Here is a 17,555-nt window from a genome sequence, read left to right as displayed (position 1 = left end):
GGCGCGGCCGGCGGGGTTCCCGGCGGCGTCGAGCACGGTGGCGGGGGACGGCGCGGCGGCGTCGAAGCCGGCCGGGGCCTGCGGTGCGGGTGCCGAGGTGGCGTCGTCGGCGATCGGGCTGAGCGCGTCCAGCAGCTCGGCGGGGCGTGGCCGGACCGCCGGGTCCCGGGACAGACAGCCCGTGATGACGGTCCGCAAGGCGGGCGGCAGCTCTTCCCGCTCCGGCACGGTGTGGCCGGTGGCGGCGTAGGCGAGCGTCGCGCCGAGCGCGTAGACATCGCCCATCGGGTGCGGCCGCCCGCCGTTCGCCTGCTCCGGCGGCAGGCTCCCCGACTCCAGGCCCGGCAGCCCGGAGCGCGGTGTGCCGTCCTCGGCCGCGGCCCGTACCGCCCCGAAGCAGGTGAGCCGGGGCCCGTCCGCGGCCAGCAGCACGGCCGCGGGGGACACGCCGGCGTGGGTCAGGTTCTGCCCGTGCCCGATGATCAGGGTCTCCACGAGGGCCGCGCCGAGCGCCCGTACGGTGCGTTCGGGCAGCGGCCCGCCGTACAGGGCGAGCGCGGTGGGCAACGGGACCGCGGGGAGGTACGGGCGGGCGTACCAGGCGGCGTCGCCGGGCGCCGCGAGCTCGGTGGCCGGTGAGGACCACGGACCGAGCAGATAGCGCGAGGCCTCCGCCTCGGCCAGGAACCGCCCGGGGTCGGCCCCCGGCAGCGGGACGCTGATCAGCACCGTACGGTCGCCGTCCGTGCTCCGCCCGATGAACCGCTGCTCCGGTACGGGTATGCCGGACGTCTCGTCGTCCAGCCCGCGGAGCACCGCGTACGGGCCGATCGGGCCGATCGACGCGCTTCGCGCCCGGCCTCCCGTACCCGCAACTGGCGCATGCATGCGCACCATCCCCCGTCCGACGACACAGCGCGATGAGCCTACCCGGGCGTGTCGCGCGGTCCCGGGCGGAGTCGAATCCGCCCGGGAGCGGGTGGAGTTCCGGCCGGGCCGGCAGGAGGCGGGCCCGGCGGAATCCGGGGGCGGGTCAGGCGGAGGTGGGGGCCGCCGGGGCGGGGCCGTTCGGGGCGGCGCTCACCGTGCGGTCCGCGCCCTCGTCACCCGTACGGCCCGCTCCGTAGGCCACCAGTGTCAGCACCAGCAGCCCCAGCACGACCATCATCGCGAGGAACGCGACCCAGCCGACCAGGCCGACGGCGAAGGCGCCCAGGAGGCCGTGCACCACCGCGCAGCTGATGAGGGCGATACGGGTGAAGCCGCCGGGGGCGCGGTCGCGCAGGGCGGTGCGGAGCAGGACGACGGCGCAGAAGAGGAGGTAGAGGCCGAAGAGGCCGCCGCCGACCCAGGAGCCGGTGGACATCGCGCGGGGCTGCAGCCCGGCCAGGGACATCTGCTGCCGGTCCACCACGATGCTCAGGATCCAGTTGAGCAGCACGATCCCGAACGCCTCCAGGATCAGTACCACCGCCGCGGCCAAGGCCACCGGTCGTCGCGCCATCACCCCGTCCACCCACTTCCACCGTTTGCCGAGCACGATGCGCCATGAGGACGCCGGTTGCCGCTCTTACCGTTGGTCACGCGAGTACAGCTGTTACCTCAAGCACAAGAGGGCATCGCGCACGCTACTAACGGGTAATAGCTGGGGCAAGGGTTCTGCACCAGTGGGTGCGGATGAGTGCGATCAAGCGGCCGGCGGCGCGCCGACGGACGGAGCCGGACGCAAAGTTTCCTTCGCCCATTCGTAGGGACTCCACAAAGAATTGACGATTCGCAGGACGCTCAAAGTTCGAGACCTAGGCCACACGGGGGCGCGGGTCGGAGCCCAGGAATCCGGGCCTACCCTGGGATACCAGGGGGCTTAGGTCCCTCACTGGCGCCCCGAACACACTCCGTGTGGGCAAGCTCACCCCAGGGAACGGGTCGGCACGCGGTGTCGCCAGTCCCTAAAATCGCCGCATCCATTAGTTGCGGCGAAGCGCCAAGGAAGGACCCCCATCGTGCGCAAGGTGCTCATCGCCAACCGTGGCGAAATCGCTGTTCGCGTTGCCCGTGCTTGCCGGGACGCGGGGATCGGCAGCGTAGCCGTCTACGCCGACCCCGACCGGGACGCGCTGCACGTACGCGCGGCGGACGAGGCATACGCCTTGGGCGGTGACACACCTGCCACCAGTTACCTGGACATTGCCAAGGTCCTGGCCGCCGCCGCCGATTCGGGCGCGGACGCCATCCACCCCGGTTACGGCTTCCTCTCCGAGAACGCCGAGTTCGCGCAGGCCGTCCTCGACGCGGGGCTGACCTGGATCGGCCCGCCCCCGCAGGCCATCCGCGACCTCGGCGACAAGGTCGCGGCGCGGCATATCGCCCAGCGCGCCGGCGCGCCGCTGGTCGCCGGCACCCCCGACCCGGTTTCCGGTGCCGAGGAGGTCGTCGCCTTCGCCAAGGAGCACGGCCTGCCGATCGCGATCAAGGCGGCCTTCGGCGGCGGCGGCCGCGGTCTGAAGGTCGCCCGTACGCTCGAAGAGGTCCCGGAGCTGTATGACTCCGCGGTGCGCGAGGCGGTCGCCGCCTTCGGCCGCGGCGAGTGCTTCGTCGAGCGCTACCTGGACCGCCCGCGGCACGTCGAGACCCAGTGTCTGGCCGACAAGCACGGCAACGTGGTCGTCGTCTCGACCCGTGACTGCTCGCTCCAGCGCCGCCACCAGAAGCTCGTCGAGGAGGCCCCGGCCCCGTTCCTGACGGACGAGCAGAACGACGAGCTGTACCGCGCGTCCAAGGCCATCCTCAAGGAGGCCGGTTACGAGGGCGCCGGCACCTGCGAATTCCTCGTCGGCCAGGACGGCACCATCTCCTTCCTGGAGGTCAACACCCGCCTCCAGGTCGAGCACCCGGTCACCGAAGAGGTCACCGGCCTCGACCTGGTCCGCGAGATGTTCCGGATCGCCGACGGCGAGGCGCTGGGTTACGACGACCCGGCGGTGCGCGGCCACTCCTTCGAGTTCCGCATCAACGGTGAGGACCCGGGCCGCAACTTCCTTCCGGCGCCCGGCACGGTCACCAAGTTCGACGGACCGGCCGGCCCCGGCGTGCGCCTGGACGCCGGCGTGGAGTCCGGTTCGGTCATCGGCCCGGCCTGGGACTCCCTGCTGGCCAAGCTGATCGTCACCGGCGCCACCCGCGAGCAGGCGCTGCAGCGCGCCGCCCGCGCGCTGTCGGAGTTCCATGTGGAGGGGATGGCCACCGCCATTCCGTTCCACCGCGCGGTGGTCAAGGACCCGGCGTTCGCGCCCGAACTCACCGGCTCCGCCGGCCCGTTCACGGTCCACACCCGCTGGATCGAGACCGAGTTCGTCAACGAGATCACGCCGTTCGCCGCGCCCGGCGCGGACGAGGCCGAGGCCGACACCCGTGAGACGGTCGTCGTCGAGGTCGGCGGCAAGCGCCTGGAGGTCTCGCTGCCGTCCTCGCTCGGGATGCCGCTGGCCCGCGCCGCGGTCGCCGGTGGCGCCAAGCCCAAGCGCAAGGCCACCAAGAAGGCCGGCAGCGCCGCCTCCGGCGATGCGCTCGCCTCCCCGATGCAGGGCACCATCGTCAAGGTCGCCGTCGAGGAGGGCCAGCAGGTCGCCGAGGGCGAGCTGGTGGTCGTCCTGGAGGCGATGAAGATGGAGCAGCCGCTGAACGCGCACCGCTCCGGCACCATCAAGGGCCTGACCGCCGAGGTCGGCGCGGCGCTCACCTCCGGCGCGGTGATCTGCGAGATCAAGGACTGACGCGGTAGCGCTTCGGACGACGTGCGGGGCTCCCGGCAACCGACTGCCGGGAGCCCCGCACGTCTGTCCGCGCAGGTCTAGGGCATGTCCGACCCTGACCCATCGGACAGGCCCTAGGAGTTGCCCACCACGTCCTCCGGGAACGTCAGCTGCTTATCCATCCACTGGAGCGCGGCGGGCAGTTCGCGCCGCCAGGTGGCGAAGTTGTGGCTGCCGTGGTCGAGGACGATCGAGTCGGCCTTCATCGGCGGTTTGACCGCGGCCAGGAAGGCCTGGGCGGCCGGATAGTTCTTCTCGCCCGTACGGCTGGTGCCCACCAGGACGCTCACCTGCGGGGCGGGCAGATGCCGCAGTCGCCACATCAGATCGTGCCCCTGGCGGCGGCGCACCCGGTCCTGGCCGTCGCCGAAGAGGTCGCCGGTCGTGGGGTCGTTGCTGACCTTGTAGTCGGGCGAGAGGGCGGCCGCGGCGGTGTAGGTACGGTCGTGCCGCATGGTCAGCTGGAGGGCGCAGCTGCCGCCCGAGGAGTAGCCCAGGACGCCCCAGCCGCCGGGGTCGTGGCCGACGCGGTAGTGCGACCTCAGCGCGTCCGGCACATCGCGCGCGAAGAACGTCTCGGCCTGCGGGCCGCCCGGTACGTCGACGCACTGGGTGTCGCGCGGCGGCGCGATGGTGGGCCGCAGCATCACGATCACGGTCGGCTGCATCTTGCCGGCGCGGATCAGCCCGGCGGCGGTCTGCGGCAGCCGCAGATGCTGGCCCAGCAGGAAGGTGCCGCCCGGGTAGCCGCTGAGCGCGACGATGACGGGGAACCGCTGGCGGGCGTACTGCGGCTGGAAGTACTGCGGCGGCAGATAGACGTACGCCGGGTCCACGGCCCGGGTCCGCTTGCCGACGATCCGTACGGACTCGACCTTGCCCGACTGCTCCGGCGGGCCCTTCGGCAGGCCGTGCACCTTGTCCAGCCCGTCCGGGCCCGATGTCTGGACGAGGCCCTTCGACGGGTCCCCGGCGGGCCCGGCGGTGCCGCCGTTACCCCATTTGCCGTGGGCGGCGGGCGCGTCGTCGTACAGGCCGAGCAGCTCGTGCCAGGAGGCGTAGAACTGGAAGTTGGCGTTCACCGCGAGGCCGAGCGCCGCCACGATGGTCAGCTGGGTCGCGGCGATCGAGCCGAGCCGCCCCAGCAGCGCCCGCGGTCCGCGCCCGGCGAACCGCGGCCACAGCCAGAGCGTGAGTCCTACGCAGACCACGGCGACCGCGGCCACGGCGTACAACAGCGATCGGCTGGTCAGTCCCATGACGTTTTCCCCAGATGTTCCGCGCCGTCGCCCGCTCCCCCGGCGGTCCGCCACGGCGTATTCCAGGGCCTCCGGGAGAGCCCGGAAGACCTCATTGCGCCAGGTTTGATGTCTCTTGGCGGCGTGACGTTGCGACGCCGCCGAGGTGTTCGGCCGCGCGACCACCGGGGTATGCCGGGACTTCATGCCCGGTCCGCCGGCCGTCCACCCCAGGGGGCGGCGGGACCCGCCCGGACCCGGCGGAGGATGCCCCCGACACATCGTCGCGTACGGCACCGGGGCCCCCTCCGATGGGGCAATGGCATGCTGGAGCCACCGGACCGCAACCGGCCGGGTCGAGGGAGGACGGCGATGGCGACCGAGACGGCAGGGCAGCGGCAGGCGACGCGAGGTGCGGTGGCGACCGTACCTGCGCGCACGCATGACGTACGCCCGATGCGGGCCGATGCGCGCCGCAACTACGAGCGGCTGCTGACCGAGGCCCGTACGGCCTTCACCGAACACGGCACGGACACCTCGCTGGAGGACATCGCACGCCGCGCCGGCGTCGGCATCGGCACCCTCTACCGGCACTTCCCCAACCGCACCGCCCTGATGGGCGCGGTCTTCCAGGGCGAGGTGGACGCCCTGCTGACCTACGCCAGGGAGCTGGCCGATGCGCCGCAGCCGTGCGCCGCACTGGTCGAATGGCTGCGCGCGATCATCACGCACGCCAGCACCTACCGCGGTCTGTCGCGCGCGCTGATGACGGCGTCGGCGGACGACAGCTCGGGGATGGCGCGGTGCAGCGTGCCGATGCGCGAGGCCGGTGACGCGCTGCTGACCCGCGCCCAGCGGGCCGGGGCGGTACGCCCCGATGTGAGCATCAGCGATCTGATGCAGCTCACCAACGGCATCGCGCTGGCCGTCGAGGAGTCCCCGGACGATCCGAAGCTCGCCGACCGGCTGCTGACGCTCACCCTGAGCGGGCTGAAGGCGGAGAGCTAGCGCCTTCCGGCGCATCACGGCCGGGAGCTCTCCGAAGCGCCTTCGGGCTCCGAGGTGGCGCGCCCGTTGCCCGGCGCGCCCCCGGCTCCTTGACTCAGCGGCGTCGTGGGGCCAGATCGGCGACCCGGCCGCCCGATGCCTCGGTCAGTGGCGTGGCCGAGCGCAGCTGTGGCGCGCCGCCTTGGCCGCCCGGCGGGTGGCTGCGCCGCTGGCCCGGCAGCGGGACGTCCCGCCGTGGGCCCCTGCGCTCCCCCGCGCCGCCGTCCAGGCCGGGCTGGCCCGGCCCGTGGCCCGCGCCCGAACCGCTGGCGACGGCGATCTGTACACCCTGGTCGGCCAGCGCCTGAAGCTCCGTGGCGGCGCGGTCGTCGTGGCCCGGTGGCTCGTCCGTGACCAGGCGGGTGATCACATCCGTCGGCACGGTCTGGAACATCGTGTCGGAGCCGAGCTTGGTGTGGTCGGCGAGCACCACCACCTCCCCCGCCGCCTGGACGAGCGCCCGGTCGACGCTGGCGGAGAGCATGTTGGAGGTGGACAGGCCGCGCTCGGCGGTCAGCCCGCTGCCCGACAGGAAGGCGCGGGACACCCGCAGGCCCTGGAGGGACTGTTCGGCACCGCTGCCGACCAGCGCGTAGTTGGAACCGCGCAGGGTGCCGCCGGTCATCACGACCTCGACCCGGTTGGCATGGGCCAACGCCTGGGCGACGAGGAGGGAGTTGGTGACGACGGTCAGTCCGGGGACACGGGCGAGCCGGCGGGCCAGCTCCTGGGTCGTGGTTCCCGCACCGACGACAATGGCCTCGCCCTCTTCGACGAAGCCCGCCGCGAGATCGGCGATGGCCGTTTTCTCCGCGGTCGCTAGATGGGATTTCTGTGGAAAACCGGATTCGCGGGTAAAACCTCCCGGCAGGACCGCACCGCCGTGCCGGCGGTCGAGCAGTCCCTCTGCCTCCAGCGCCCGCACGTCCCGCCGTACGGTTACTTCGGAGGTCTGGACGACGCGGGCGAGCTCCCGGAGCGATACCGCTCCGTTGGCGCGCACCATTTCAAGGATCAATTGGCGACGTTCTGCAGCGAACACGAAACTGACAGTAACGCCAACGACCGTCTGTTTTCAGCAGGTTGCACCAATTAACGGAAGTTGTTCACACCGCGGAGCGTGACGTGGTATGCGGTGTGCATATGTCGGGCGAATGTCGAACTGCCGGGCGGTGCGACCTGCTTGCTACCTGGTCAGCACCCTTGGCGGAGCTCACCGCGGCAGACCCCCAGGATGACCCGGTCGCCACCCCCGCAGGGACGTTTCATCCCAAGTGCTCAGTGGGGGCACAAAGATTTCAATCGCCCATTGCCGTCCGCCCGGCAACTCTTTGTGGGCTGTTCGCGGGACGTTCGCGGCTACTCGCCGGCCGTCTTGCGGCTGTGCAGCTGACGGGCGACCTCGGCGATCGAACCGGACAGCGACGGGTAGACCGTGAAGGCGCTGGCGATCTGCTCGACTGTCAGATTGTTGTCGACCGCGATCGAAATCGGGTGGATCAGCTCGCTGGCGCGCGGGGAGACGACCACACCGCCGACGACGATGCCGGTGCCGGGGCGGCAGAAGAGCTTCACGAAGCCGTCGCGGATGCCCTGCATCTTGGCGCGCGGGTTGCGCAGCAGCGGGAGCTTCACGACCCGGGCGTCGATCTTGCCGCTGTCGACGTCGGCCTGGGAGTAGCCGACGGTGGCGATCTCCGGGTCGGTGAAGACGTTCGCGGAGACGGTCTTGAGGTTCAGCGGGGTGACCGCGTCGCCGAGGAAGTGGTACATCGCGATCCGGCCCTGCATCGCGGCGACGGACGCCAGCGCGAAGACGCCGGTGCAGTCGCCGGCCGCGTACACACCGGGGGCGGTGGTGCGCGAGACCTTGTCGGTCCAGACGTGACCGGAGTCCTTGAGCTTGACGCCGGCCGCTTCGAGGCCGATGCCCTCGGTGTTGGGGATCGAGCCGACCGCCATCAGACAGTGCGTACCGGAGATGGTCCGGCCGTCGGCGAGGGTGACCTCGACGCGGTCGCCGACCCGTTTGGCGGACTGGGCCCGGGAACGCGCCATGACGTTCATACCGCGGCGGCGGAAGACGTCTTCCAGGACGGCGGCGGCGTCCGGGTCCTCGCCCGGCAGCACGCGGTCACGGGAGGAGACGAGGGTGACGCGGGAGCCGAGCGCCTGGTAGGCGCCGGCGAACTCGGCACCGGTGACACCGGAGCCCACCACGATGAGCTCCTCGGGCAGCTCGTCGAGGTCGTAGACCTGCGTCCAGTTCAGGATCCGCTCGCCGTCGGGCAGGGCGTCCGGGATCTCGCGGGGGTGCGCGCCGGTGGCGATCAGCACCGCGTCCGCGATCAGCCCCTCCGAGGTGCCGTCGGCGGCGGTGACCGTCACCTTGCGCGAACCGTCCGGCGCCTGACCCGGCTCCAGACGGCCGCGACCGCGCATGACCCGGCCGCCGGCGCGGGTCACGGAGGCGGTGATGTCATGCGACTGGGCGAGTGCGAGGCGTTTGACTCGTCGGTTGACCTTGCCGAGGTCGACGCCGACGACCCGGGCCGGCCGGTCGATGTGCGGAGTGTCGTCCTCGACGATGATGCCGAGCTCCTCGTACGAGGAGTCGAAGGTCGTCATCACCTCGGCCGTAGCGATAAGAGTCTTCGACGGCACGCAGTCGGTGAGCACCGACGCCCCGCCCAGACCGTCGCAGTCGACGACGGTCACCTCCGCGCCGAGAGAGGCGGCCACCAGGGCCGCTTCGTATCCGCCGGGTCCGCCACCGATGATCACGATCCGAGTCACGTACTCCATTGTCCCGCACGCCCGAACCTTGCTCTCGCCCGGGGGCGGTGTGCGCGCCTTGCGGGCCCCGGGGTGTGCTCCGCACCGCCGTGTTGTGCGAACCCCCGGTACCACGAGCCCGAGGGGCAACCTCCCGTACCCTCGGAACCATGTCGCTCTACGCCGCGTACGCCGGCAACCTCGACGCGCGGCTGATGTCCCGCCGCGCACCGCACTCGCCGCTGCGCGGCACCGGCTGGCTCAACGGCTGGCGGCTCACCTTCGGCGGCGAGCAGATGGGCTGGGAGGGTGCACTGGCGACGGTCGTCGAGGACCCGGACTCCCAGCTCTTCGTCGCCCTCTATGACATCGCTCCCATGGACGAGGAGTCCATGGACCGCTGGGAGGGCGTCGGCCTGGAGATCTACCGCCGGATGCGGGTGCGGGTGCACACCCTCGAAGGCGACGAGACGGCGTGGATCTATGTCCTCAACGGTTACGAGGGCGGTCTGCCGTCCGCCCGCTATCTGGGCGAGATCGCGGATGCCGCGGAGTCGGCGGGCGCACCGCACGACTATGTGATGGAGCTGCGGAAGCGGCCCTGCTGAGGGACCGGCCGTAATACGGGGGACGGCCAGGAACCCGCGAGGCCGCCGCCGTACGGGCGCCGCCGCGCACCCGGGCCGGCTTTTGGCGGATGCCACAAGACAACGATCCGAGTACCGTGAGCAGCGACATCTACGCGCGTAGGGGATTACCGGCTACCCTCGTCCGCGTGAACGCATCTGTTACCCCGGACATCGCGCGCGACCCTCAGGGCGCCGCCGCCGACGCCGCCGCCCGCCTGCGCGAGCTGACCGGCGCCGAGACCCACGACGTCGCCCTGGTGATGGGCTCCGGCTGGGCCCCGGCCGCCGAGGCCCTGGGCGCGCCCGAGTACGAATTCCCCGTCACCGAGCTGCCCGGCTTCCCGCCGCCCGCGGTCGCAGGACACGGCGGCAAGATCCGCTCGTACCAGGTCGGCGCGAAGCGTGCGCTGGTCTTCCTGGGCCGTACCCACTACTACGAGGGCCGCGGTGTCGCCGCCGTGGCGCACGGCGTCCGTACCGCCGTCGCGGCCGGCTGCAAGACCGTCGTCCTCACCAACGGGTGCGGCGGTCTGCGCGAGGGCATGCGCCCCGGGCAGCCGGTCCTCATCAGCGACCATCTCAACCTCACCGCCACCTCCCCGATCGTCGGCGCGAACTTCGTCGACCTGACCGACCTGTACTCGCCGCGGCTGCGCGCGCTGTGCAAGGAGGTCGACGCGAGCCTGGAGGAAGGGGTCTACGCCCAGTTCCCCGGCCCGCACTACGAGACCCCCGCCGAGATCAAGATGATCCGGACCCTGGGCGCCGACCTGGTCGGTATGTCCACGGTCCTGGAGGCCATCGCGGCCCGCGAGGCCGGCGCCGAGGTGCTCGGTCTGTCCCTGGTGACGAACCTCGCCGCCGGTATGACGGGCGAGCCGCTCAACCACGAAGAGGTGCTCCAGGCCGGCCGCGACTCCGCGACCCGGATGGGCAGCCTGCTCGCCCAGGTGCTCGAAAAACTCTGAGCCACCAGGGCAGGACGGCCGACGGCCGGCGGGTGCGCACACAGCGGCGCAGGCTGATCCATGAAGATCAGCCGGCACGCCACCCGCCGGGCCGGCCCGCCGCCCGCCGCACGCTGTCATCGAGCGGCAGCGACCGGCGTTGACCGGCATTGGCCGGATTGGCCGGTTCCGCGGCTCGATCCTCGCGCGTACGGGGTAAACGTGACGAGCCGGACGAGCCTGCCTCATCGGCACTCCTCAGCGCGCCCCCCAACCCGTATCCACCGTCAGGAGCATCACGTGGCTACCGATCCCGCGGAGCTGATCACCCGGGCCAAGGCATGGCTGGCCGAGGACCCCGACCCGGAGACCCGGGACGAGCTGTCCAAGCTCATCGAAGCCGCCGACGACGCCCAGATCGCCGACGAACTGGCCGCCCGCTTCGCCGGCACCCTGCAGTTCGGCACCGCCGGGCTCCGCGGTGAGCTGGGCGCGGGTCCGATGCGGATGAACCGTTCGGTGGTCATCCGCGCCGCGGCCGGCCTCGCCGCGTACCTCAAGGCACAGGGCGACGGCTCGGGACTCGTCGTCATCGGCTACGACGCGCGCCACAAGAGCGCCGACTTCGCCCGCGACACGGCGGCCGTGATGGTCGGCGCGGGCCTGCGCGCCGCGCTGCTGCCGCGCCCGCTGCCCACGCCCGTCCTGGCCTTCGCGATAAGGCACCTGGGCGCGGTGGCCGGCGTCGAGGTGACCGCCAGCCACAACCCGCCGCGCGACAACGGCTACAAGGTCTACCTGGGCGACGGCTCGCAGATCGTGCCGCCCGCGGACGGCGAGATCGCCGCCGAGATCGCGGCGGTCCGCTCGCTGGCCGACGTCCCGCGGCCCGGGTCCGGCTGGGAAACCCTCGACGACGCGGTGCTGACCGCCTACCTGGCCCGTACGGACGCGGTGCTGACGCCCGGCTCCCCCCGGGACACCAAGGTCGTCTACACGCCCCTGCACGGCGTCGGCCGGGACACCCTCGTCGCCGCCTTCGCCCGGGCCGGCTTCCCGGCGCCGACGGTCGTCGCGGAGCAGGCCGAGCCGGACCCGGACTTCCCGACGGTCGCCTTCCCCAACCCGGAGGAGCCCGGCGCGATGGATCTCGCGTTCGCCACCGCGCGCTCCCTGGGCGCCGGCGACGTGGACATCGTGATCGCCAACGACCCGGACGCGGACCGCTGCGCCGTCGCCGTCCCGGCCCCCGGCACGCCGGACGGCTGGCGGATGCTGCGCGGCGACGAGGTCGGCGCGCTGCTCGCCGCGCATCTGGTGAGCAAGCGGGCGTCCGGCACCTTCGCGACCACGATCGTCTCCTCCCAGCTGCTGTCCCGGATCGCGGCCGCCGCGGCGCTCCCGTACGAGGAGACCCTGACCGGCTTCAAGTGGCTGGCCCGGGTGGACGGCCTGCGGTACGCCTACGAGGAGGCGCTGGGCTACTGCGTCGACCCCGAGGGCGTACGCGACAAGGACGGCATCACCGCCGCCCTGCTGGTCACCGAGCTGGCGGCGGAGCTGAAGCAGACCGGCCGCACGCTCGGCGACCTGCTCGACGACCTCGCGGTGGAATTCGGGCTGCACGCCACCGACCAGCTCTCGGTCCGCGTCGAGGACCTGTCGCTGATCGCCGACGCCATGCGGCGGCTGCGCGACCAGCCGCCGGCCGCGCTGGCGGGCCTGACGGTGTCACGGGCCGACGACCTGAACCAGGGCACCGAGTCGCTGCCGCCGACCGACGGTCTGCGCTACTACCTGTCCGGTTCGCCGGCGGCCGGTATCGAGGCCGCCCGCGTCGTGGTCCGCCCCAGCGGCACCGAGCCCAAGCTCAAGTGCTACCTGGAGGTCGTGGTCCCGGTGGCCTCGGCCCAGGCCCTGCCCGAGGCCCGCACACAGGCTGCTGCGGCACTGGCCGCGATCAAGCGGGACGTGTCGGCGGCGGCCGGCATCTGACGCGCGCTCCGCCCGGTCGGGCAAGCGGCGATGTCGTGGATCGGGCCCGCCTCTCGTACGAGGGGCGGGCCCGCATCTGTTACGACCTACTCGGGCGCGTGGACGGCGCTGGTGTACGGCGGCGCGCCATGAGCACGGCGTTCGCGAGGACCGCGCTCAGAGCGCGATCATCACGGCCAGCCCCACCGCACCCACCACGGCCGGTGCGATGACCGCGTAGGACCAGCGCACCACCGGCTCGCCCTGGGCGCTCTCGCGGTCCGCGGCGCGCTCCTTGATCTCGCGCAGTTCGTCGAGGGCCTGGTCGGCCATGGCGCGCGGCACCGGGCCGCCGGCGTCGGCGTTCGGCCCGAAGCGGGGCCGGGACGTGTCGGCGCCGCGCATCGCCTGCCGGCTGACCTTCTTGCGCTGCCGCAGCGAGACCGGGATGGCCCACAGCTGGTACTTGCCGCCTGCGGTGGACACCTCGGTGGAGAACGACGCCCGCAGATCCTGGACGGCGCCCCACGGCAGCGTGATCGTACGGAACGGGTTACGCACCGTCAGCCGGTCCTCGCCCGCCCTGACCAGCGGGCGCACGGTGTAGGCGACGACCAGCGGCGCGCCGAGCAGCAGCGCGAACAGCGCCATGAGCTTGGTGTCGGTGGCGCCCCGCAGCAGCGCGTCGCCGCCGAGCCAGAGTCCGAGCAGGAGCAGCAGGACGCCGCCGACGAGGGCCGCGGGCGAGCGGTAGCTGCGCTCGGCGTACTGCTGCTGAGGCGGGGTGGACCGTTCCTGGCGCGTCATGCCGCCGATTCTGCCTGACCGTCCGGATGCCGGACATTGCGTTACGGCATCATTCGGGCGGTGGCGGCGGACGCGCCCCGGCGCCCGTCACGGTCCTGCGCGGTGCCTGTGACCGGGCATGTTCCCGCGCCGGCGGGCTCCCGTACCGTCCGGATTCGGACCTCCGAGGGGGATGACATGGCGCTACGCGCGTAGATATGCTCCCCTCGTGACCATGCCCATCACTGTTCCCGCATACGGCAAGGAAGCCGCGGGGCGTCTGGCGTCAATGGCGGACGTGACCGCCGACGACGGTGCGCTGCGCCGCTTCCTCCACGGCCTCCCGGGGGTCGACGCGGTCGGCCTTGAGGCCCGCGCCGCCACCCTCGGCACCCGCTCGATCAAGACCACGGCGAAGGCGTACGCCATCGATCTCGCCATCTCGATGATCGACCTGACGACCCTCGAAGGCGCGGACACCCCGGGCAAGGTCCGGGCGCTGTGCGCCAAGGGCATCCACCCCGATCCCACCGACCGCACCTCCCCCAAGGTCGCGGCGATCTGCGTCTACCCCGACATGGTCGCGACGGCCAAGGAGGCGCTGGGCGACTCCGGCGTCCATGTCGCGTCCGTCGCCACCGCCTTCCCGGCGGGCCGCGCCGCCCTGCCGGTCAAGCTGGCCGACACCCGTGACGCGGTCGCGGCCGGCGCCGACGAGATCGACATGGTGATCGACCGGGGTGCCTTCCTCTCCGGCCGCTACATGGAGGTCTTCGAGGAGATCAAGGCCGTCAAGGAGGCCTGCGCCCGTCCTGGGGGCACCTCCCAGACGGAGTCTGGGGGAGGGAGCGCGGCCCACCTCAAGGTCATCTTCGAGACCGGCGAGCTCCAGACGTACGACAATGTCCGCAGGGTCTCCTGGCTCGCGATGCTCGCGGGCGCCGACTTCATCAAGACCTCGACCGGCAAGGTCGCCGTCAACGCCACCCCGCCGGTCACCCTCCTCATGCTGGAGGCGGTTCGCGACTTCCACGCCGCGACCGGCGTCCAGGTCGGGGTGAAGCCGGCCGGCGGCATCCGTACCACCAAGGACGCCATCAAGTACCTGGTGATGGTCAACGAGACGCTCGGCGAGCGCTGGCTGACCGCCGACTGGTTCCGCTTCGGCGCCTCCAGCCTCCTGAACGACCTGCTGATGCAGCGCCAGAAGCTCAGCACCGGCCGCTACTCCGGCCCCGACTACGTCACGGTGGACTGAGGCACCCATGACCTTCGATTACGCACCCGCACCCGAGTCCCGCGCGGTCGTCGACATCGCGCCGTCCTACGGCCTGTTCATCGACGGCGAGTTCGCCCCGGCCTGTGACGGCAAGGTCTTCAAGACCGTCTCCCCGTCGTCCGAGGAGGTCCTCTCCGAGGTCGCCCAGGCCCACGCCGACGACGTCGACCGCGCCGTGAAGGCCGCCCGCAAGGCCTTCGAGAAGTGGTCCGCGCTGCCCGGCGCCGAGCGCGCCAAGTACCTCTTCCGGATCGCCCGGATCATCCAGGAGCGCTCGCGCGAGCTGGCCGTCCTGGAGTCGCTGGACAACGGCAAGCCGATCCGCGAATCCCGCGACGCCGATCTGCCGCTGGTCGCCGCGCACTTCTTCTACTACGCGGGCTGGGCCGACAAGCTCGACCACGCGGGCTACGGCCAAAACCCGCGCCCCCTGGGCGTCGCGGGCCAGGTCATCCCCTGGAACTTCCCGCTCCTCATGCTGGCGTGGAAGATCGCCCCGGCGCTGGCGACCGGCAACACGGTCGTCCTGAAGCCGGCCGAGACCACCCCGCTGTCCGCGCTGTTCTTCGCGGACATCTGCCGCCAGGCGGGCCTGCCCAAGGGCGTCGTCAACATCATCACGGGCGACGGCTCCACGGGCGCCGCGCTGGTCGCGCACCCCGACATCAACAAGGTCGCCTTCACCGGCTCCACCGAGGTCGGCAAGGCCATCGCCCGTACCGTCGCCGGTACGGACAAGAAGCTGACCCTGGAACTGGGCGGCAAGGCGGCGAACATCGTCTTCGACGACGCCCCCATCGACCAGGCCGTCGAGGGCATCGTCAACGGCATCTTCTTCAACCAGGGCCACGTCTGCTGCGCGGGCTCCCGCCTCCTCGTCCAGGAATCGGTCCAGGACGAGCTGCTGGACGCCCTCAAGCGCCGGATGCAGACCCTGCGCGTCGGCGACCCGCTCGACAAGAACACCGACATCGGCGCCATCAACTCCGCCGAGCAGCTGGCCCGTATCACCGCGCTGGTGGACGCGGGCGAGGCCGAGGGCGCCGAGCGCTGGGCCCCGGCCTGCGAACTCCCCGGCTCCGGCTACTGGTTCGCGCCGACCCTCTTCACGGGCGTCACCCAGGCGCACCGCATCGCCCGCGAGGAGATCTTCGGCCCGGTGCTGTCCGTGCTGACCTTCCGCACCCCGGCCGAGGCCGTGGAGAAGGCCAACAACACCCCGTACGGCCTCTCCGCCGGCATCTGGACGGAGAAGGGCTCGCGGATGCTGTGGATGGCGAGCAAGCTGCGCGCGGGCGTCATCTGGTCCAACACGTTCAACAAGTTCGACCCGGCCTCGCCCTTCGGCGGCTACAAGGAGTCGGGCTTCGGCCGCGAGGGCGGCCGCCACGGTCTGGAGGCGTACCTCAATGTCTGACCGACTCTCCGTCTTCAAGACCTACAAGCTGTACGTCGGGGGGAAGTTCCCCCGGTCCGAGAGCGGGCGGGTGTACGAGGTGACCGACTCGAAGGGCACATGGCTCGCCAATGCGCCGCTGGCCTCCCGCAAGGACGCCCGGGACGCGGTGGTCGCCGCCCGTAAGGCGTTCGGCGGCTGGTCGGGCGCCACGGCCTACAACCGCGGCCAGATCCTCTACCGCATCGCCGAGATGCTGGAGGGCCGCCGCGACCAGTTCATCGCCGAGGTCGCGGATGCCGAGGGGCTGTCCAAGTCCAAGGCCACCGCCCAGGTGGACGCGGCGATCGACCGCTGGGTCTGGTACGCGGGCTGGTCCGACAAGGTCGCCCAGATCGCCGGCGGCGCCAACCCGGTCGCCGGCCCGTACTTCAACCTCTCCTCCCCCGAGCCCACCGGTGTGGTCGCCGTCCTGGCCCCCCAGGAGTCGTCCTTCCTCGGCCTGGTCTCGGTGATCGCCCCGGCGATCGTCACCGGCAACACGGTGATCGCGGTGGCCTCCGAGGACTCCCCGCTGCCCGCCCTCTCCCTGGCCGAGGTGCTCGCCACCTCCGATCTCCCCGGCGGCGTGGTCAACATCCTCTCCGGGCGTACGGCGGAGATCGCTGCCCCGCTCGCCGCCCACCAGGACGTCAACGCGATCGATCTCGCGGGCGCCGACGCCGGATCGGCCAAGGACCTGGAGACGGCCGCGGCCGACAACCTCAAGCGGGTGCTGCGCCCGGGCACGACGGACTGGACCGCGGACCCCGGCACCGACCGCCTCCTGGCCTTCCTGGAGACGAAGACGGTGTGGCATCCGATGGGCGTCTAGCGCCAGGTTTGTCGCCCTTGTGACGACTGCGAAATCGACTGTGCGGGGCCCCGGCCGAACGGCTGGGGCCCCGCACTGCCGTCCGCCCTCTTCACTAAGATGATCTTGACCGCGCCATGGACGCCCCCTCGTCGCGAGAGGCTCCCCGACCTCCCGCTCGTTCCCGCCCATCTGAGGGCCCCCCGGAACCAGCCGTCGGGCGAGAAGCGGATCCGGGGCACGCTGAGCAGTGCCCTCGACAAGGCGTCGCGGCCGCTCGGCCGGGCGGCCACCAGCCGGCCGGTCGACAACCGGCTGGTCAACAACCCGCTGTCGCGCGCGGTCGGGAACATCGCGGAACTGCGGCCCAGGCCGCGCACCACGTTCCCCCGTGGCCGCTTCGATCCGGTCTTCGTCGACGGCTCGTGGCTGGCGCTCGGCTGTTCGTTCAGGGACGACATGGAAGCGCTGATCGCGGCCTTCCACTACGGGCGCTGACCCGCGGACCGGCCGCGGCCTCCGCCGGCCGGCGCCCGGACCTCACCCCGGCAGGATCTTCATCACGTGCTTCACCAGCGGTACGTCCCTGATGGCGGCGCCGCGGGAGAGGTTGCCGGTCAGCAGGGAGGTGCTCAGCGGCTTGAAGTCGGCGACCTGGGTACTGACGGCGTTGGCGAGCGGGTCGACGGGGGTGTTGGCGAGCGGGTCCACCTGGATGTTCTTGAGCGGGCCGACGCCGCCGGCCGCGGAGTGCAGCAGCGCGCCGGTCAGCGCCGAGGCCGTCGCGCCGGTGTCGGTGCTGCGCGCCGGGGCGGGCGC

At 71.9% G+C, this 17,555-nt stretch carries 16 protein-coding genes; 9 read left to right on the top strand and 7 right to left on the bottom strand.

From position 1 onward, the window contains the following. Both DY245_RS38950 and DY245_RS38945 read right to left on the bottom strand, forming a co-directional pair. A partial coding sequence (locus tag DY245_RS38950) for a protein kinase family protein (protein ID WP_244943536.1) occupies positions 1–888 on the bottom strand: 888 nt, incomplete at its 3' end. A 145-nt stretch (positions 889–1,033) separates the two neighbouring features. After that, a complete protein-coding gene (locus tag DY245_RS38945) occupies positions 1,034–1,504 on the bottom strand; it encodes a hypothetical protein (protein WP_128511831.1) in 471 nt (156 codons plus the stop codon). Positions 1,505–2,003: 499 nt separating this feature from the next. Between DY245_RS38945 and DY245_RS38940 the strand changes: the two genes are divergently transcribed. After that, positions 2,004–3,773 carry an acetyl/propionyl/methylcrotonyl-CoA carboxylase subunit alpha gene (locus DY245_RS38940; RefSeq protein ID WP_128511828.1) on the top strand — a complete coding sequence of 590 codons (1,770 nt, stop codon included), beginning with the start codon at positions 2,004–2,006 and terminating at the stop codon, positions 3,771–3,773. 113 nt (positions 3,774–3,886) lie between these two features. Here the strand turns inward: DY245_RS38940 and DY245_RS38935 are convergent, their stop codons facing one another. Next, positions 3,887–5,071: an alpha/beta hydrolase gene (locus DY245_RS38935; RefSeq protein WP_128511827.1), complete on the bottom strand. Its 1,185-nt coding sequence runs from the start codon at positions 5,069–5,071 to the stop codon at positions 3,887–3,889. 435 nt (positions 5,072–5,506) lie between these two features. Between DY245_RS38935 and DY245_RS38930 the strand changes: the two genes are divergently transcribed. After that, positions 5,507–6,058: a TetR/AcrR family transcriptional regulator gene (locus DY245_RS38930; RefSeq protein WP_128511830.1), complete on the top strand. Its 552-nt coding sequence runs from the start codon at positions 5,507–5,509 to the stop codon at positions 6,056–6,058. A 94-nt stretch (positions 6,059–6,152) separates the two neighbouring features. Here the strand turns inward: DY245_RS38930 and DY245_RS38925 are convergent, their stop codons facing one another. Together DY245_RS38925 and DY245_RS38920 are read right to left on the bottom strand one after the other, a co-directional pair. Beyond that, entirely contained in the window at positions 6,153–7,139 is a 987-nt protein-coding gene (locus DY245_RS38925; RefSeq protein ID WP_128511826.1) for a DeoR/GlpR family DNA-binding transcription regulator, read from the bottom strand. Between the two features lie 317 nt (positions 7,140–7,456). Continuing rightward, positions 7,457–9,007, bottom strand: coding sequence for an NAD(P)H-quinone dehydrogenase (locus DY245_RS38920; RefSeq protein ID WP_342354256.1), 1,551 nt, complete (start codon positions 9,005–9,007; stop codon positions 7,457–7,459). A 35-nt stretch (positions 9,008–9,042) separates the two neighbouring features. Between DY245_RS38920 and DY245_RS38915 the strand changes: the two genes are divergently transcribed. From DY245_RS38915 to DY245_RS38905, 3 genes are all read left to right on the top strand, one after another. Then, on the top strand, positions 9,043–9,480 hold the full coding sequence (locus tag DY245_RS38915) for a gamma-glutamylcyclotransferase family protein (RefSeq protein ID WP_128511824.1): 438 nt from the start codon (positions 9,043–9,045) through the stop codon (positions 9,478–9,480). Between the two features lie 167 nt (positions 9,481–9,647). After that, on the top strand, positions 9,648–10,469 hold the full coding sequence (locus DY245_RS38910; RefSeq protein WP_128511823.1) for a purine-nucleoside phosphorylase: 822 nt from the start codon (positions 9,648–9,650) through the stop codon (positions 10,467–10,469). A gap of 279 nt (positions 10,470–10,748) precedes the next feature. Next, positions 10,749–12,443 (top strand): phospho-sugar mutase, encoded by a 1,695-nt coding sequence (locus tag DY245_RS38905; protein ID WP_128511822.1) that lies wholly within the window; start codon positions 10,749–10,751, stop codon positions 12,441–12,443. A 156-nt stretch (positions 12,444–12,599) separates the two neighbouring features. On the opposite strand, the gene DY245_RS38900 is transcribed toward DY245_RS38905, so the two are convergent. Further along, positions 12,600–13,229: a PH domain-containing protein gene (locus tag DY245_RS38900; protein ID WP_128511821.1), complete on the bottom strand. Its 630-nt coding sequence runs from the start codon at positions 13,227–13,229 to the stop codon at positions 12,600–12,602. Between the two features lie 214 nt (positions 13,230–13,443). Here DY245_RS38900 and deoC point away from each other — a divergent pair, with 214 nt between their 5' ends. The 4 genes from deoC (at position 13,444) to DY245_RS38880 (ending at position 17,234) form a co-directional block, all read left to right on the top strand. Then, positions 13,444–14,466: a deoxyribose-phosphate aldolase gene (gene deoC, locus DY245_RS38895; protein ID WP_181924055.1), complete on the top strand. Its 1,023-nt coding sequence runs from the start codon at positions 13,444–13,446 to the stop codon at positions 14,464–14,466. 7 nt (positions 14,467–14,473) lie between these two features. Continuing rightward, a complete protein-coding gene (locus DY245_RS38890; RefSeq protein ID WP_128511820.1) occupies positions 14,474–15,904 on the top strand; it encodes an aldehyde dehydrogenase family protein in 1,431 nt (476 codons plus the stop codon). Then, positions 15,897–16,757 (top strand): aldehyde dehydrogenase family protein, encoded by an 861-nt coding sequence (locus tag DY245_RS38885; protein ID WP_128511819.1) that lies wholly within the window; start codon positions 15,897–15,899, stop codon positions 16,755–16,757. Before DY245_RS38890 ends, DY245_RS38885 begins: the two co-directional genes overlap by 8 nt. A 105-nt stretch (positions 16,758–16,862) precedes the next feature. Further along, positions 16,863–17,234 (top strand): hypothetical protein, encoded by a 372-nt coding sequence (locus DY245_RS38880; protein ID WP_128511818.1) that lies wholly within the window; start codon positions 16,863–16,865, stop codon positions 17,232–17,234. 42 nt (positions 17,235–17,276) lie between these two features. Here DY245_RS38880 and DY245_RS38875 read toward each other — a convergent pair. After that, a partial coding sequence (locus DY245_RS38875) for a hypothetical protein (RefSeq protein WP_128511817.1) occupies positions 17,277–17,555 on the bottom strand: 279 nt, incomplete at its 5' end.

Origin of the sequence: Streptomyces inhibens (assembly GCF_003389455.1) — a bacterium.
GTDB lineage: Bacteria > Actinomycetota > Actinomycetes > Streptomycetales > Streptomycetaceae > Streptomyces > Streptomyces inhibens.
The sequence above is the reverse complement of the archived record's forward strand: the minus strand, read 5'-3'. Positions and strand labels throughout refer to the sequence as shown.

Bases quoted from the DNA above. Each gene is read 5' to 3' on its own strand.
- DY245_RS38885 (WP_128511819.1), top strand. From the start codon at position 15,897: ATGTCTGACCGACTCTCCGTCTTCAAGACCTACAAGCTGTACGTCGGG.
- DY245_RS38930 (WP_128511830.1), top strand. From the start codon at position 5,507: ATGCGGGCCGATGCGCGCCGCAACTACGAGCGGCTGCTGACCGAGGCC.
- DY245_RS38945 (WP_128511831.1), bottom strand. From the start codon at position 1,504: ATGGCGCGACGACCGGTGGCCTTGGCCGCGGCGGTGGTACTGATCCTG.
- DY245_RS38890 (WP_128511820.1), top strand. From the start codon at position 14,474: ATGACCTTCGATTACGCACCCGCACCCGAGTCCCGCGCGGTCGTCGAC.
- DY245_RS38935 (WP_128511827.1), bottom strand. From the start codon at position 5,071: ATGGGACTGACCAGCCGATCGCTGTTGTACGCCGTGGCCGCGGTCGCC.
- DY245_RS38915 (WP_128511824.1), top strand. From the start codon at position 9,043: ATGTCGCTCTACGCCGCGTACGCCGGCAACCTCGACGCGCGGCTGATG.
- deoC (WP_181924055.1), top strand. From the start codon at position 13,444: ATGCCCATCACTGTTCCCGCATACGGCAAGGAAGCCGCGGGGCGTCTG.
- DY245_RS38900 (WP_128511821.1), bottom strand. From the start codon at position 13,229: ATGACGCGCCAGGAACGGTCCACCCCGCCTCAGCAGCAGTACGCCGAG.